Raw genomic sequence first — 16,445 nt, forward strand, 5'->3', positions numbered from 1 at the left:
TCAAAACGGGTAGAGTATCGGCACCAGCACCACGCTCACCACCATCACCAGCAGGGTAAACGGCACGCCGATACGGACAAAATCGCCGAACTTATAGCCTCCCGGCCCCAGCACCAGGGTATTGACCGGCGACGAGACCGGGGTCATAAACGCCGAGGACGCGGCGATGGCGATAATCATGGCGAAGGGATAGGGCGACACCGCCATCTCGTTGGCCGCGGCGACCGCGATCGGCGCCATCAGCACCGCGGTGGCGGTATTGGAGATAAACAAGCCGATAACCGCGCAGAGGATAAACAGGCTCAGCAGCATGATATGCGCCCCCGCCCCGCCCGAGATATCCATCAGCAGCCGCACCACCAGGTCCACCCCGCCGGTTTTCTGCAGCGCCAGCGCAAAGGGCATCATGCCGACGATAAGGATAAGGCTCGGCCAGTGAATGGCGCGATAGGCGCTTTCCATATCGATACAGCGGAACTTGCCCATCAGCACGCAGGCGATGAGGGCGGCGATGGGGTTGGGTATCTCCTCCGTCAGCATCATGGCCACCATCAGCGCCAGGCAGAAGAGCGCGTGGGGCGCCTGACTCACCGCCGGCGCCACGTCGTCCACCTCGGCCGGCAGGTTCAGTACGATAAAATTGTTTTTCTTCAGCTGCAGCTGGCGAATCAGCTTCCAGTCGCCAATCACCAGCAGGATATCCCCAAGCGTCAGCTCCTCGTCAATCAGCTTGCCCGCCATCGCCTCGCCGTTGCGACGGATGCCCACCACGTTAACGCCGTAGCGGCTGCGAAAGCCCACCTGGCGCAGCGTCTTGCCCACCAATTCGGAATCGGGAATCAGGCTCACCTCCGCCATGCCCACATCCCTGGCCTGTTCGGAGAAATACTCGCCGCGCAGCACCATGGGTTCCAGCTGCTGCTCGCTGCAAAACTGCCGCAGATCCATCTCGGAAGCGGACATATCGATTAATAACACATCGCGCTGGCGCAGTTCGGTATTGCCGCCGGCGCTTACCATTACCCGGCGGAATTTGCGCCAGCGCTCGATGCCGACCACGTTGGCGCCGTAGCGATCGCGCAGCCTGAGGTCGTCCAGGCGCTGGCCGATAAGCGGCGAGCCGGGGCGCAGGGCCAGGCGACGCGCGCGGCCGGTCAGCTTATAATCGCGGATCAGATCGCGGAACGTCCGGCGCTGCCACTGCTCCCGCTCATGGCTGGCCTCGCCGCCGCCCAGCCAGTAGCGCGCCACCAGCATATAGCCGACGCCCAGCGCCAGCACCACCACGCCCACCGGCGTAACGGCGAAGAAGCCGAAGCCCTCGGCGCCGTCGCGCACCAATTCGCTGTTGACCACCATATTGGGCGGCGTCGCCACCAGGGACATCATACCGCTTATCAGGGCGGCAAAGCTCAGCGGCATCATCATGCGGCTGGGGGAGGTTTTCATGCGCTGCGACACGCTCAGCACTACCGGGATGAATATCGCCACCACGCCGGTGGAGCTCATAATGGCGCCCAGGGCGGCGACGGTGATCATCAGCAGGATCAGCATGCGGGTTTCGCTTTTGCCCGCCACCCGCATCAGCCACTCGCCGACCTGGTAGGCGATGCCGGTACGCACCAGGCCCTCGCCGACGACAAACATGGCGGCGATCAGTAAGACGTTGGGATCGCTGAAGCCGGCGGTGGCTTCCGGCAATGATAGGGTGCCGCTCAGGACAAAGGCGATGATCACCAGCAGCGCCACCACATCCATGCGCACTTTGTTGGTGGTAAAGAGAAAGATAGCGATCAACAGCAGGGCCAGCACCCAGATGAGTTCGTTATTCACAACGTTTTCCCGGATTATAAAGCGGTGTCTGCGGCCAATCATGCCATAAAAAAGCCCCGGGATGGCGGGGCTAAATCATTAAACAGTTGATTTCTCTCAAGCTGTGCGCAGGCTGACGCGCGCACCCTGGCCGTCGCGTTCAATCACCAGTTGTTCCAGGGAGGTCAGGAGCAGGCCGATCGCCTCTTTCTGCGGCGTTTCCGGCGGCGGATTGACCGCGATGACCGGACAGCCGGCGGCCAGGCCGGCCTGGATGCCGGCGATGGCATCCTCCACGACGATGCAGTCCACCGGCGCAAACCCCAGTTTTTTCGCGCCCAGCAGATAGGCGTCCGGCTGGGGTTTGCCGCGGGCGACCTGCTCGGCGGTGATAAGCCATGCCGGCTGCGGCAGGCGCCCGGCCCGCAGCCGCGCGGTGGCCACCGGCATCGACCCGGAGGTCACGATAGCCCAGGGAATATCCAGCGCGTTGAGCCGGTTAAGCAAATCCACCGCCCCGGGCAGCGCCGTTACCCCGTCGATGCACTCCGCCTCGAACTTTTCCAACGCGCTGAATTCGGCCTGGATGCGTTCTTCGCTTTCCCCCGGCATAAAATGGCGCAACGACGTAATAGCCTGTTTGCCGTGGATAAAGTTCAACACCTCGTCGACGGGAACCCCCCGCCGCCTGGCCCAATTTCCCCAGGCTAATTCCACCACCGGCAATGAATCAATCAAGGTTCCATCAAGGTCAAATAAAAAACCTTTACACAGCACAGGCATATCTCCGGGTTAAGCCGTCAGGCATTGATAATTTGCGTAATTTCCACCGCGCTGAGATGATATTGGCGCGGGCAGGATTGCCAGACGGCCAGCATTCGCAGATATTTATCCCACATCTTGGTCTGGGCGTTGAAACCGTGGGTGCCGGAATCAAAGTGAGTGTAGCGTCCCTCGGTAAAGACCATAAAGCGTACATAGCCCAGGTAACGCGCCTCGGTGGCGGCGTCAAAGCCAAGGAACGCCAGGCGACGCTCGTCGATGTCCTGTTTTTCCTTCAGGTTCGACCAGGAGACCTGCAGCGCGTGGTGCAGTTCCATGATATCGATAATCGTGCGGCAGACGTCTTCGCTCAACTGGCCGAAATCACGGTCCAGCTCGCGCATCTGCAGGCCGTAGCCGCGTTCCACAATGGTTTGCTGACGGCGATAGCGTTCGCCGTTGTCCGGGTCCAGCATGGACATCATCTTATACTGGTTGGACAGAATTAACCGTTGGGCGTTTGTCATCTCCATCATCCACTCCTGATTGTATACCGTGGGGCGCCGAACTGTTCGCGCCAATGGCGAGCGCCGCCCCGTGGGTGCCTCTAGTCGTCTGGCGCTAGCATCGCATAATGCGTACGATGGCGGTACCGGAAGCCGGCGCTTTTTTGATTTAAGACAGCAGGTGGCGAAATATCGCCCGTCCGCCGCCCGGGAAGGCGGCTGGCGGACAGCGACATAACGCTTATAAATCGTCCAGGAAGGCTTTATCCAGCAGCTTAAACGCACGCTTAAGCACGTCGGCCAGCATTTGATAGGTCGGCACGCCTTCCACCGGCGCCAACGCCTGACCAGCCTCGTTAAGCTGATGGCGTACTTCATGGAACCAGTGCAAAAGCGTGGGGGGCAGCGGCGTCACGGAGCGTTTACCCAGCCACCACAGCCCCTGCATCGGCAGGCTGCAGGCAAAGATGGCGGTGGCCACCGCCGGCCCAAGCTGGCCGCCGAGGGCGATTTGCCAGGTCAGGGTAAAGACCGCCACCGCCGGCATGTAGCGCACGGCAAAGCGGGTGGCCGCGATCATGCGGTTTTCAGGAAAAAGCGGCGCCAGGCGTTTCTCGGTCGGCCAGGTTTTCATATAATCTTGTCCGCGCTGGAAAATTTTGTACCAGCTTACCGAACCGGAAGGAATTGTCGCCATAGCGGGCCTCAACTTTACGAATAAAAATTAAAATTTTTGTGCAAAATCACAATCAAATTGTATAACTTTTAAATATATTTTGTCTTTACTACCGGCAATCGTTATCCTTATTGCCGCCTTATGGCTGGCCCCTACGCACCGTTTGCGCCGCCTGAGCAGCACGATTCCGTGTAATGTCGCAACGATTAACCGCGATAAGTAAACACGTGTTTCAAAAAAATGTTTAACTTCAACAGCTTTCGATTTCATGTCAAATAAAACGCACTTTGGCATGATGTTAATCATAAATCTCAACGGCGTAATGCGCTACGCTTTATAGCTGATTGATGATTTATTAACCATGCACAACAAATAGGTACTTCCATGTCGAGTAAGCTAGTACTGGTTCTTAACTGTGGCAGTTCATCCCTAAAATTTGCCATTATCGATGCTGCCAACGGTGAAGAACATCTCTCCGGCCTCGCAGAATGTTTCAACCTGCCGGAAGCGCGCATCAAATGGAAGATGGACGGCGGCAAGCACGAAGCTGCGTTAGGAAACGGCGCCGCGCACAGCGAAGCGTTGAGCTTTATTGTTAATACAATTCTCGCTCAAAAACCAGAATTATCAGCGCAGCTCACCGCAATCGGCCATCGCGTCGTTAATGTTGGCGAAAAGTATACCGCCTCCGCCCTGCTCTCGGACGATGTGCTGCAAGCCATCAAGGATTCCATCCCGTTTGCGCCGCTGCATAATCCGGCCCATATCATCGGCATCAACGAAGCGCTGAAGGCGTTTCCAAAACTGGCCGACAAAAACGTCGCCGTGTTCGATACCGCCTTCCATCAGACCATGCCGGAAGAGTCGTTCCTGTATGCCCTGCCCTATGCGTTATATGAAGAGCACCGCATCCGCCGCTACGGCGCCCACGGCACCAGCCACTACTTTGTGACGCATGAAGCGGCGCGCATGCTGGATAAACCGGTGGAAGACGTCAACCTGATCACCTGCCACCTGGGCAACGGCGGTTCGGTTACCGCAGTGCGCAACGGCAAGAGCGTTGACACCTCCATGGGCCTGACCCCGCTGGAAGGCCTGGTGATGGGCACCCGCAGCGGCGATCTCGATCCCGCCATTATCTTCTTCCTGCATAATGCCATGGGCATGTCGGTTGAACAAATCGATAAACTGCTGACCAAGGAGTCCGGCCTGCTGGGCCTGACCGGCGTCACCAGCGATATGCGCTGGGTTATCGACAATTACGATACGAAACCTGAAGCCAAGCGCGCCATGGATGTCTTCTGCCACCGCCTGGCGAAATATATTGGTTCCTATACCGCCCTGATGGACGGTCGCCTGGACGCGGTGATCTTCACCGGCGGCATCGGCGAAAACGCCGCCAAGGTGCGCGAACTGACCCTGGGCAAACTGGCCCTGCTGGGCTTTGAAATCGACCAGAAGCGCAACGAAGCGGCCCGTTTCGGCAACAGCGGCGTGATCACCACCGACGCCAGCCGTCCGGCGATTGTCATCACCACCAATGAAGAACTGGTCATTGCCCAGGATGCCGCCCGTCTGACGGCGTAACAGTATCTCCGTTCCGCCGGACAAGCGCCGGCGGAATACTTGTTTGACTAACGAGCAACCGTTGAAAGAGGTTTAGCCGTGTCCCGTACAATCATGTTGATCCCAACCGGCACCAGTGTCGGCCTGACAAGCATCAGCCTGGGTGTCATTCGCGCCATGGAGCAGAAAGGCGTGCGCCTGAGCGTGTTCAAGCCGATCGCGCAACCCCGTGCCGGCGATGACGGTCTTGACGCCACCACCAATATTATCCGCGCCAACTCCACCATTCCATCCGCCGAACCGCTGCGCATGAGCTATGTGGAGTCGCTGCTGGGCTCCAACCAGCAAGACGTGCTGATGGAAGAGATCATCGCCCGTTATCATGACAATACCAAAGACGCGGAAGTGGTATTGGTGGAAGGCCTGGTGCCGACCCGTAAACATCAGTTCGCCAACGCGCTGAACTATGAAATCGCCAAGACGCTGAACGCGGAAATCGTCTTTGTGCTGTCGCTCGGCAACGATTCGCCCGATCAGCTGAAGGAACGCATCGAGCTGGCCCGTTCCAGCTTCGGCGGCAGCAAGAATAAAAGCATCGTCGGCGTTATCGTCAATAAACTGAACGCGCCGGTGGACGAACAGGGCCGCACCCGTCCGGACCTGTCGGAAATCTTTGACGACACGCCCAAGGCCAGCGTCGCCAATATCGATCCGAAGCAGCTGTTTGAAAACAGCCCGCTGCCGGTACTGGGTTGCGTACCCTGGAGCTTTGACCTGATTGCCGTGCGCGCCATCGACATGGCCAGGCATTTGGGCGCCACCATTATCAACGAAGGCGATATCCAGACCCGTCGCGTGCGTTCGGTGACCTTCTGCGCGCGCAGCCTGCCGAACATGCTGGAGCATTTCCGCCCGGGTTCGCTGCTGGTGACTTCCGCCGATCGTCCCGACGTGTTGGTTGCCGCCTGTCTGGCGGCCATGAACGGCGTGGAACTGGGCGCCATCCTGCTGACCGGCGGCTATAAGGTGGACGAACGCATCCAACGCCTGTGCGATCGCGCCTTCCTGACCGGCCTGCCGATGTTCACCGTGCAGACCAATACCTGGCAGACCTCGCTCAGCCTGCAGGGCTTTAGCCTTGAAGTGCCGGCCGACGACCATAGCCGGGTGGAAAAAGTGCAGAACTACGTTGCCGGTCATATCGACAACAACTGGATCGAGTCCCTGACCGCCAGCTCCGAGCGTTCGCGTCGCCTGTCGCCGCCGGCGTTCCGTTATCAGTTGACCGAGCTGGCGCGCCAGGCCGGCAAGCGTATCGTGATGCCCGAAGGTGATGAACCCCGTACCGTGAAAGCGGCGGCTATTTGCGCTGAACGCGGCATCGCGCATTGCGTGCTGTTGGGCAATCCGGACGAAATCCATCGCGTTGCTGCCGTGCAGGGCGTGGAATTGGGTAAAGGCATCGAGATTATCGACCCGGAAGTGGCCCGCGAACGTTACGTGGCCCGTCTGGTGGAGCTGCGCAAGAGCAAAGGCATGACCGAAGTGGTCGCGCGCGAGCAGTTGGAAGATAACGTCGTGCTGGGCACCCTGATGCTGGAACAAGGCGAAGTTGACGGTCTGGTATCCGGCGCGGTTCACACCACCGCCAATACCATCCGCCCGCCGCTGCAGTTGATCAAGACCGCGCCGGGCAGTTCGCTGGTGTCCTCGGTGTTCTTTATGCTGCTGCCGGAACAGGTGCTGGTGTATGGCGACTGCGCCATTAATCCGGACCCGACCGCGGAACAACTGGCCGAAATTGCCATTCAGTCCGCTGATTCCGCCGCGGCCTTCGGCATCGAACCGCGTGTGGCGATGATCTCCTACTCCACCGGCACGTCCGGCGCCGGCAGCGATGTGGAAAAAGTGCGTGAAGCCACCCGTCTGGCGCAGGAAAAACGTCCTGACCTGGTGATTGACGGTCCGTTGCAGTACGACGCCGCCATTATGGCCGATGTGGCGCTGTCCAAAGCGCCGAATTCGCCGGTTGCCGGTAAAGCCACCGTGTTCATTTTCCCGGATTTGAACACCGGCAACACCACGTACAAAGCGGTGCAGCGTTCAGCCGATCTGATCTCCATCGGGCCGATGCTGCAAGGGATGCGCAAGCCGGTTAATGACCTGTCGCGCGGCGCGCTGGTGGACGATATCGTTTATACCATCGCCCTGACCGCCATCCAGTCCAAACAGGCTGAAACGGCTAAATAAGCCCGCTGGCCTGCCAGCAGTAAGCACAACGCCGGCGCAAGCCGGCGTTTTTATTTGTGCGGGTAGTCTTGATATACCTTGTCTGGGATGGGTGGTTACGTGCCTGCCGCGCCAGGGGACTTCGGTCGGGTGGGAAATCCATGTCCGGTTCCCCTCCTGTTGGCATGCGCTTCCCTTAACACGCCGGGTGTAGGTTCTGCGATCGCGGCCCCGGGTCCTGGCGGGCTATGGGAGTCCTAGGGTCGGGCCCTCTTGGGCATCCGTGAAGGTCAACGTCGCCACGTCGATGTCGCCGGGGTGGGGGTTGCGCTGGCAGCATGCGGGAGATGTAGGTTGCTGTGGCGGGGGTTGCGCTTGCCGTGCGTTCGGCGGTTATATGGAATGCCGGGTGCCGGCAAGCGACAAAGAGGCCGTACCGCGACGGCCTCCTTGACCTCCGCGCGCCCGGCAGGTCGCGCGTCGCTGCGCGATGCCTTCCGTCGCCCATGCTCCCGTGATGCACCGGCCCGGTTAGCGCGCTTTATGCCGGGGCATATGTCGCTGTTGGTAATGTATTTTTTTAAGCGATAGCGGCGCTGTTGTGTTGGATAGGGTCTGGCGTCGGGATAGGTTAACCTGCTTGCGGGGAGGTTTATGTTGCCGTGGCGGGGGTTTCGCTTGCCGTGTGTTCGGCGGTTATATGGAATGCCGGGTGCCGGCAAGCGACAAGGAGGCCGTACCGCGACGGCCTCCTTGACCTCCGCGCGCCCGGCAGGTCGCGCGTCGCTGCGCGATGCCTTCCGTCGCCCATGCCCCCGTGATGCACCGGCCCGGTTAGCGCTCCCGGCGCCACCGGGCCTTTCGCCGCTCCCGGCGGCTCATGCCGGGGACACAGGCGCCGTCAGCGCGCTTTATGCCGGTCCACATGTCGCTGTTCGCACGGCATATTATGTAGCAATAGTGGCGCTGTTGTTTTGGATAAGGTCTGGCGTCGGAATGCGGTTGACGGTTCTGGAATACAACGGGTATGGAATGTCTCTGGCACAGCGAAAAGTTGGACATGCAGTCATGCAGTCATGCAGTCATGCAATAAGACATTCATCATTCAGTTTTAAGTTTTAACAGTAAGCGGTAAGCCATCAGCCATCAAACTGTAAACTTTAGCGCAAAATGTATACTGATACCTTTCCCGGTAATCACATACCGCGATGGACCCCAAAACGCTGTTTTTCTCACAGGCGATGGTGTTGACCTGGTGCCGGCATAGAGTGCGCCGGCGGCGCGCATCACGGCTGGATGAGCCGCCGGGAGCGGCGAAAGCCCGGATTGCGCTTGGAGCGCATATCGGGCGGTCCAAAAGCCGGGATGCGGCGTTGCCGGGAACCGCGCAGCGGCGCACGATCTGCCGGACGCGCGGAGGTCAAGGAGGCCGTCGCGGTACGGCCTCTTTGTCGCTTGCGGGCACCCGGCAATACCTATGAACACCTCACGCACGGCAAGCGAAACCTTCGCCGTGGCGACATACACCCGGCCACAAGCCAACCAAGCCATGGCAAGCAAAACCCCCGCCACGGCAACACAAATCACCCCGCACGGCAAGCGAGACCCACGCCCGATTCAGCCGCCAAGACAGGTATTACCTTTAACATGCCCAGATTAGCCTTGAGGCAGGCAGTTACTCTTCTGCGGTTTTTTGCTCCGGGGCGGAGGGAGGTAAAGGCTTGCCGTGGCTTTGCTGGTTATTGCGGCTCATCCAAAGCGAAAGCGCCTTGAGGGAGTCCGGGGTGAATTCATCGCAGCGGGCGGTGATTTCCTCCGGGCGCAGCCATTTGACCGCCTCCACTTCTTCAGCCTGTAGGGCAAACGGACCGTGGGTGACGCAGCTGAACAGCGCGCCCCAGACCCGGCAATGGTCGTTTTCAAAGTAGAACAGCCCGTGCTCAGCAAACGGCACGCCGGCGATGCCCAGCTCTTCCTCTGCTTCCCGGCGGGCGGAATCAAGCATATTTTCACCGCTTTGCACCACGCCGCCGGCGGTGGCATCCAGATAACCCGGGTAAAAATCCTTGGTGGCGGTACGGCGCTGCACCAGGATATTGCCCATGCCGTCATGGACCACGATGTAGCTGGCGCGGTGCCTGAGACGTTCTGCGCGCATCTGCTGACGGCTGGCCTGGGCGATGACTTCATTCTCTTCGTTGACGATGTCAACCCATTCCACGCCAGCAGCCTGACTCTGTTCCACCATCTTTCGAATCCCTTGTTAACGAGACGCGGGAGAGCCGCGCACCTTAATTGTAATAAAATAAAAAAATTTGCACGAGTGGATCCGTCATAACTTAGTGGTTAATCGCCACTTGCGCAATAGTCTCGCTCGTTTCCAATGACACAACTCGTAATATTTCCTGTTCCAGGAGGCCGTAGCTGGCGGCGAAGCCGCCTTTGGGGAGACTGACCGAGCCGGGATTGAAACACAGGATATCCTCCCGCCGCTCCGCCTGCGGAATATGAGTATGGCCGTAGACCACCACGTCGCCACGCCGCAGCGGGGGATGGCTGGCGGGATTGAAAAGATGCCCGTGGGTGACGAACAGCCGGGTATGATTCTCCAGCAGGACCTGCTGCCAGGGCGAGGTAATAGGGAACGTTAACAGCATTTGATCCACCTCGCTGTCGCAGTTGCCGCGCACCGCGATGATACGATCGGCATAGCCGTTCAGGAGCTCCGCCACCGCCGCCGGCTGGTATTCCTCCGGCAGGGCGTTGCGCGGGCCGTGATAAAGCAAATCGCCCAGCAGCACCAGCCACTGGGCGCCGCTGGCGTCATAGGCCGCCAGCATACGGCGGGTAGCGGCAAGCGAGCCGTGTATATCGGCGGCAAACATCAGTTTCATGGCAGCATCCTCTGGTTGTTCATCATCTCTCAAGCTTAACAAACTTACCGGCGCCGGAAACGGCGCTATGATGCGGCGGCCGGAACGGGTGGTGATTTCAACGGGCATTTGTTCTAGAGTGTCATCACGCGGCTATACATTCACAAGGAGCTTCTATGATTGACCTCTATTACGCGCCCACGCCCAACGGCCATAAAATAACGATTTTCCTGGAAGAAACCGGCCTGCCTTATCAAATCCATCCGATCAATATCTCCGCCAACCAACAGTTCGCGCCGGAATTTCTCGCCATCTCGCCCAACAATAAAATACCGGCGATCGTCGACCAGCAACCCGCCGACGGCGGCGCACCGTTAAGCCTGTTTGAATCCGGGGCGATTTTGCTTTATCTGGCGGATAAAACCGGCCAGCTTATCAGCAAGGATTTCCGCGAGCGCCAGGCCACGCTGCAATGGCTGTTCTGGCAAATGGCGGGTTTTGGCCCCATGCTGGGCCAGAACCACCATTTCAGCCATTACGCGCCCAAGCCGGTGCCTTACGCCATCGAGCGCTACCAGCTTGAGACCGTGCGCCTGTACGGCGTTTTAAACCGGCAACTGGCCCGCCATGCCTATATGGCCGGCGACAACATCAGCATTGCCGATATCGCCACCTATCCCTGGGTCGTTTCCCACGAGCGTCAGCATATCGATTTAGCGGATTTCCCGGCGGTACGGCGCTGGTTCGACAGCATTCGCTCCCGCCCCGCGGTCGAGCGCGCCTATCAGATACCCGCGCAAAAAGCCTAGCCCACGCGCCGCGCCGTCCAGCCGGCGGCGCGGTTTATTTTACCGGTTTAATTGTCAATTTATTGTCAGTTCAGGGGTTTTGTTCACTCATTTTCCCGCAAAAATGGCCTATGCTTGTAACCAAGCTGTTAATTGACGTGCGCATTGCGGGAAGCGAGGGCAAATATGAAAATTTTGATCACCGGCGGAACCGGGCTTATTGGACGGCACCTGATCGCCAGGCTGCTGACATTGTCGCACCAGATCACGGTACTGACCCGCGATCCCCAGCGTGCCCAGCAAAAACTGGGTACCCACGTGACCACCCTGACCACGCTGGCCTCATGTCCCCACCTGGATGCGTTTGACGCGGTATTCAATCTGGCGGGCGAGCCTATTGCCGATAAGCGCTGGACCGAGGAACAAAAAGATCGTCTTTGCCGCAGCCGCTGGGACGTGACCGAACGCCTGAGCCAGCTGATACGCCAGGGGGACGATCCGCCCCGCGTATTTATTTCCGGATCGGCGACGGGTTTTTACGGCAACCAGGATCAGATCCTGGTCACCGAGGACGAACCGCCGGTCGCCGAATTCACCCACACCTTATGTCAGCGCTGGGAAGAGCTGGCGCTGAGCGCGCAAAGTCCGCGCACGCGCGTCTGCCTGTCGCGCACCGGCGTGGTGCTGGCGGCGGACGGCGGCATACTGGGCAAACTGCTGCCGCTGTTTAAACTGGGGCTGGGCGGACCTATCGGCAACGGTCGCCAGTTCCTGTCCTGGATCCATATCGACGACATGGTGGATGCGCTGATCTTCCTGCTGAACACCGACGGGTTAAGCGGCCCGTTCAACCTGGTGGCGCCCTACCCGGTGCATAATGAACAATTCGCCGCCACCCTGGGCGAGGCGCTGCACCGCCCGGCCTTAATGCGCGCTCCGGCGGCGGCGGTAAAGCTGATGATGGGCGAAGGCGCCACGCTGATGCTGGGCGGCCAGCGGGCGGTCCCCAAACGCCTGGAAGCGGCCGGATTTACCTTTCGCTACATGGAGCTCAGGGACGCGCTGGCCGATATCGTTAAAGACGAATAAATCCCGAGCGCCCCATGGCACGGTATGCCCGCCAACACTTATCTCAAAGCAGACGTGTTCAAGGGAGAGCGTGCCTATGGGGTCGAATCGGGCATGATTTTCCCGACCGACCGAGGCCCCGTGGCATGGTAGGCCCGCCAACACTTATCTCAAAGCAGACGTGTTCAAGGGAGAGCGTGCCTATGGGGTCGAATCGGGCGTGGTGTTCCCGCCCGACCGAGGCCCCATGGCATGGTAGGCCCGCCAACACTTATCTCAAAGCAGACGTGTTCAAGGGAGAGCGTGCCTATGGGGTCGGATCGGGCGTGTTGTTCCCGCCCGACCGAGGCCCCATGGCATGGTAGGCCCGCCAACACTTATCTCAACGCAGTCGTGTTCAAGGGAGAGCATGCCAATGGGTCGAATCGGGCGTGATTTTCCCGCCCGACCGAGGCCCCATGGCATGGTAGGCCCGCCAACACTTATCTCAAAGCAGACGTGTTCAAGGGAGAGCGTGCCTTTTGGGTCGAATCGGGCATGATTTTACCGCCCGACCGAGGCCCCATGGCATGGTAGGCCCGCCAACACTTATCTCAAAGCAGACGTGTTCAAGGGAGAGCGTGCCTTTTGGGTCGAATCGGGCATGATTTTACCGCCCGACCGAGGCCCCGTGGCATGGTAGGCCCGCCAACACTTATCTCAAAGCAGACGTGTTCAAGGGAGAGCGTGCCTTTTGGGTCGAATCGGGCATGATTTTACCGCCCGACCGAGGCCCCGTGGCATGGTAGGCCCGCCAACACTTATCTCAAAGCAGACGTGTTCAAGGGAGAGCGTGCCAATGGGGTCGAATCGGGCGTGGTGTTCCCGCCCGACCGAGGCCCCATGGCATGGTAGGCCCGCCAACACTTATCTCAAAGCAGACGTGTTCAAGGGAGAGCGTGCCTATGGGGCGTCCGTTCTATTTGAGGGCGCCGGACAAGAATTGCTGCAACCGGGCGCTCTTCGGGCTCCCGAACACATCGGCCGGTGTCCCCTCTTCCTCGATAACCCCCTGGTGCAAAAATATAACGTGATTGGACACATGCCGGGCAAACTCCATCTCATGGGTCACCACCACCATGGTTTTACCCTCTTCCGCCAGCTTCTGCATAATACGCAGCACCTCGCCCACCAGCTCGGGGTCCAGCGCGGAGGTCGGTTCATCAAACAACAGCACATCCGGTTCCATCGCCAACGCGCGCGCGATGGACACCCGCTGCTGCTGCCCGCCGGACAGATTGATCGGATATTTCGCCTGGGCGCGCGCGTCGATGCCCACCTTATCCAGATACAGCACCGCCCGCTCGCGCGCCTCGCTCTTACTTAATCCCAACACCTGCACCGGCGCTTCCATCACGTTTTCCAGCACCGTCATATGGCTCCACAAATTAAAATGCTGGAATACCATGGTCAGCCGGGTCCGCAGCAGCTGCAGCTGTTTTTTATCGAACACTTTCAACTGCCCGTCCCGATCCCGCACCATATGGATATCGATATTATTGACGCTTATCGACCCCTCGCTCGGTTTTTCCAGGAAGTTGATACAGCGTAAAAACGTACTTTTACCCGACCCCGAGGAGCCGATAATGCTGATAACATCCCCCGCGCGCGCCTCCAGCGAAACCCCTTTCAGGACTTCCTGATCGCCGTAGCGCTTGTGCAGCTCCTTAATCAACAGTTTGGTATCTTGCATAGTCATATCCTGCGCGTAATGGGATTATTGCGGCTTAACGTGGCGCAGCCAGCGTTTTTCCGCCCGGCGAAACAGCCCTATCAGCACAAAAGAGATCATCAGGTAAATCACCGCCGCGATACCGAAGGCGTAAAAAGGCTGGTAGGTCGCAGCGTTGATGTCGCGCGCAATCTTCAGCACGTCGGGAACCGTGGCGGTAAAGGCCAGGGCGGTGGAGTGCAGCATCAGGATCACCTCGTTACTGTAGGCCGGGATGGCGGTACGCAGCGCGGAGGGCAGGATGATGCAACGGTACAGCTTAAACCAGGTGAACCCATAGGCCCGCGCCGCCTCGATTTCGCCGTGCGGCACCGCTCGAATGGCGCCCGCGAAGATTTCAGTGGTATAGGCGCAGGTATTCAGCGTCAGCGCCAGTATGGTGCAATTCAGGCCGCTGCGAAAAAAAGCGTTAAGCATATCCGTGCCGCGCACAATCTCCAGACTGTACATGCCGGAATAAAATACCAGCAGTTGCACATACAGCGGCGTACCGCGAAAGATATAGGTAAACAGCCAGACCGGGAAACGCACCCAGGGACGCGGCGACACGCGCGCCACCGCCATAAAAACCGCCAGCACCCCGCCGATAACCACGGAAGAAATCAGCAGCCACAGTGTTACCGCCAGTCCGGTAAAACGATAACCGTCGCTCCATAACAAAGCCGGACCATATTGCCGCAGGATCTCAATCATAACTCGGCCTTCTTAACGCCCATGGAATAACGCCGGGTCAGCCATAACAGCACCCCGTTGGACAAGGTGGTGAAAATCAGGTAGACCACCCCCGCCACGATGGCGAAATAAAAGGGTTGATAAGTACCCTTGCCGGCCAGCTGCGTGGCCTTGACCACATCGTTAAGGCCCAGCAGCGAGACCAGCGCCGTGGCCTTGAGAATAACCTGCCAGTTGTTGCCGATACCGGGCAGCGCGAAACGCATCATGGCCGGAAACATGATGCGGCGGAAAATCTGCACGCCGGAAAAACCAAAGGCGGTGGCCGCTTCTATCTGGCCGCGCGGCACTGCCATAAACGCGCCGCGAAAGGTTTCGGTAAAATAGGCGCCGTAGATAAAACCAAGGGTAATGATGCCGGCCGCCATGGGGTCGATATCAATCTGGTCCATGCCGATGGCTTCGGTCAGGCTGTTCAGGGCGATTTGCAGGCCGTAGAAAATCAGCAGCATCAGCACCAGATCGGGTACGCCGCGAATGAGCGTGGTATAGCCGTCGAAAATGCCTGCCAGGGTACGGCTGCGGGAAAGTTTTGCGCCGGCGCCGATCAGGCCGATGATTACCGAGAGCACCACCGACGTAAGCGCCAGCTCAAGGGTAACCAGGGCACCGTTAATGATGAGTTGCGAATAACCATAAAGCATCGATCATATCCTGTCCTGGCGGAGGATAACAACTATTCGCCCGCGCAAGGCGCGGGCAAACACAAAATGACAGGATTAACCGCCGTACACGTCAAAATCAAAATACTGCTTGGCAAATTTATCGTAGGTGCCGTCTTTGCGCATCTCGGCAAAGGCTTTGTTCAGCGCGGCCTTCAGATCGGTTTCATCTTTACGCAGGCCCATGCCGGTGCCGACGCCGAAGAATTTATCGTCTTTAACCGCCGGACCGGCGAAGACATAGCCTTTACCGGCAGGCTGTTTCAGGAAACCTTCGCTGGCGGCCACTTCATCCTGGAACGCGGCGTCGACACGGCCGGCGGCCAGATCGGCATAGATCAGATCCTGGTTGGCATAGGCGACGACGTCAATGCCCTTCGGCGCCCAGTTGGCGTTGGCATAGGCTTCCTGGGTGGAGCCTTGCAGCACGCCGACGCGTTTACCCTTCAGGGCATCCAGGGTCGGGGTAATGGTGGTGCCGGCCTTGGCGATCAGGCGGGCATTGGCGGCATACAGCTTATCGGTAAAGTCGATTTCCTGTTCGCGTTTTTCAGTGATGGAAAGCGAGGAGATGATGGCGTCGATTTTTTTCGCTTTCAGCGAGGGGATCAGGGCGTCGAAATCACTTTCCACAAAGGTGCATTTAGCCTGGATACGTTTGCAAAGCTCTTTGGCGAGGTCAATATCAAAACCAACCAGTTCGCCGCTGGCATTTTTCGATTCGAACGGCGCATAGGTGGGATCGGTGCCGATTTTAATATTTTTGGGCACGGCGGCATACGCGCTGCCGGCAGCGGCCAGAGCAAATACCAGAGGAAGGACTTTAACCAGCTTATTCATACATTACCCTCGGAATAATTTTAATTAGGCACACACCGTGATGTTTTCAGCGGAATGAGTTGCACTTTTCGTGCCATTTCAGCGCGAGTGGCCAATAGCCCGACCACCTGCGCACAAAACCGGCTGACCTGCTTATTTACTACCCGGGCCGGGGCGAACC

At 58.8% G+C, this 16,445-nt stretch carries 14 protein-coding genes; 4 read left to right on the forward strand and 10 right to left on the reverse strand.

Annotation, left to right across the window (positions count from 1 at the left end; all coding sequences use genetic code 11):
* From ACL2XQ_RS18185 to yfbV, 4 genes are all read right to left on the reverse strand, one after another.
* A complete protein-coding gene (locus ACL2XQ_RS18185) occupies positions 1 to 1,875 on the reverse strand; it encodes an SLC13 family permease (RefSeq protein ID WP_410014203.1) in 1,875 nt (624 codons plus the stop codon).
* Between the two features lie 54 nt (positions 1,876 to 1,929).
* Positions 1,930 to 2,589 (reverse strand): sugar phosphatase, encoded by a 660-nt coding sequence (locus ACL2XQ_RS18190; protein ID WP_413739531.1) that lies wholly within the window; start codon positions 2,587 to 2,589, stop codon positions 1,930 to 1,932.
* A 23-nt stretch (positions 2,590 to 2,612) separates the two neighbouring features.
* Entirely contained in the window at positions 2,613 to 3,107 is a 495-nt protein-coding gene (locus ACL2XQ_RS18195; protein ID WP_410016763.1) for a YfbU family protein, read from the reverse strand.
* A 214-nt stretch (positions 3,108 to 3,321) separates the two neighbouring features.
* Positions 3,322 to 3,777: a terminus macrodomain insulation protein YfbV gene (gene yfbV, locus ACL2XQ_RS18200; protein WP_410014201.1), complete on the reverse strand. Its 456-nt coding sequence runs from the start codon at positions 3,775 to 3,777 to the stop codon at positions 3,322 to 3,324.
* A gap of 363 nt (positions 3,778 to 4,140) precedes the next feature.
* On the opposite strand from yfbV, the gene ackA reads away from it, so the two are divergent.
* Together ackA and pta are read left to right on the forward strand one after the other, a co-directional pair.
* The gene (gene ackA / locus ACL2XQ_RS18205) at positions 4,141 to 5,343 is read left to right on the forward strand and encodes an acetate kinase (protein WP_410014200.1); all 1,203 of its coding nucleotides are present in this window, start codon (positions 4,141 to 4,143) and stop codon (positions 5,341 to 5,343) included.
* A 78-nt stretch (positions 5,344 to 5,421) separates the two neighbouring features.
* Positions 5,422 to 7,572: a phosphate acetyltransferase gene (pta, locus tag ACL2XQ_RS18210; protein ID WP_410014199.1), complete on the forward strand. Its 2,151-nt coding sequence runs from the start codon at positions 5,422 to 5,424 to the stop codon at positions 7,570 to 7,572.
* Positions 7,573 to 9,226: 1,654 nt separating this feature from the next.
* Here pta and yfcD read toward each other — a convergent pair.
* Together yfcD and yfcE are read right to left on the reverse strand one after the other, a co-directional pair.
* Positions 9,227 to 9,799, reverse strand: a complete 573-nt coding sequence (yfcD, locus tag ACL2XQ_RS18215) for an NUDIX hydrolase YfcD (RefSeq protein ID WP_410014198.1) — start codon at positions 9,797 to 9,799, stop codon at positions 9,227 to 9,229.
* A gap of 91 nt (positions 9,800 to 9,890) precedes the next feature.
* Positions 9,891 to 10,445: a phosphodiesterase gene (gene yfcE, locus ACL2XQ_RS18220; protein ID WP_413732255.1), complete on the reverse strand. Its 555-nt coding sequence runs from the start codon at positions 10,443 to 10,445 to the stop codon at positions 9,891 to 9,893.
* 155 nt (positions 10,446 to 10,600) lie between these two features.
* Between yfcE and ACL2XQ_RS18225 the strand changes: the two genes are divergently transcribed.
* A complete protein-coding gene (locus tag ACL2XQ_RS18225) occupies positions 10,601 to 11,233 on the forward strand; it encodes a glutathione binding-like protein (RefSeq protein WP_413723336.1) in 633 nt (210 codons plus the stop codon).
* Positions 11,234 to 11,398: 165 nt separating this feature from the next.
* A complete protein-coding gene (locus ACL2XQ_RS18230; protein WP_410014195.1) occupies positions 11,399 to 12,301 on the forward strand; it encodes a TIGR01777 family oxidoreductase in 903 nt (300 codons plus the stop codon).
* Between the two features lie 937 nt (positions 12,302 to 13,238).
* Here ACL2XQ_RS18230 and hisP read toward each other — a convergent pair.
* The 4 genes from hisP to argT all read right to left on the reverse strand — a co-directional run bounded on the left by hisP (position 13,239) and on the right by argT (position 16,285).
* Positions 13,239 to 14,012, reverse strand: a complete 774-nt coding sequence (gene hisP / locus ACL2XQ_RS18235; RefSeq protein WP_410014194.1) for a histidine ABC transporter ATP-binding protein HisP — start codon at positions 14,010 to 14,012, stop codon at positions 13,239 to 13,241.
* A gap of 24 nt (positions 14,013 to 14,036) precedes the next feature.
* Entirely contained in the window at positions 14,037 to 14,744 is a 708-nt protein-coding gene (locus ACL2XQ_RS18240) for an ABC transporter permease (protein ID WP_410014193.1), read from the reverse strand.
* Positions 14,741 to 15,427, reverse strand: coding sequence for a histidine ABC transporter permease HisQ (locus ACL2XQ_RS18245; RefSeq protein WP_410014192.1), 687 nt, complete (start codon positions 15,425 to 15,427; stop codon positions 14,741 to 14,743). Before ACL2XQ_RS18245 ends, ACL2XQ_RS18240 begins: the two co-directional genes overlap by 4 nt.
* A gap of 75 nt (positions 15,428 to 15,502) precedes the next feature.
* The gene (gene argT / locus ACL2XQ_RS18250; protein ID WP_410014191.1) at positions 15,503 to 16,285 is read right to left on the reverse strand and encodes a lysine/arginine/ornithine ABC transporter substrate-binding protein ArgT; all 783 of its coding nucleotides are present in this window, start codon (positions 16,283 to 16,285) and stop codon (positions 15,503 to 15,505) included.
* Positions 16,286 to 16,445: the final 160 nt, after the last annotated feature.

It is taken from the genome of Sodalis sp. RH14, from assembly GCF_047324285.1.
Classification (GTDB): domain Bacteria; phylum Pseudomonadota; class Gammaproteobacteria; order Enterobacterales; family Enterobacteriaceae; genus Acerihabitans.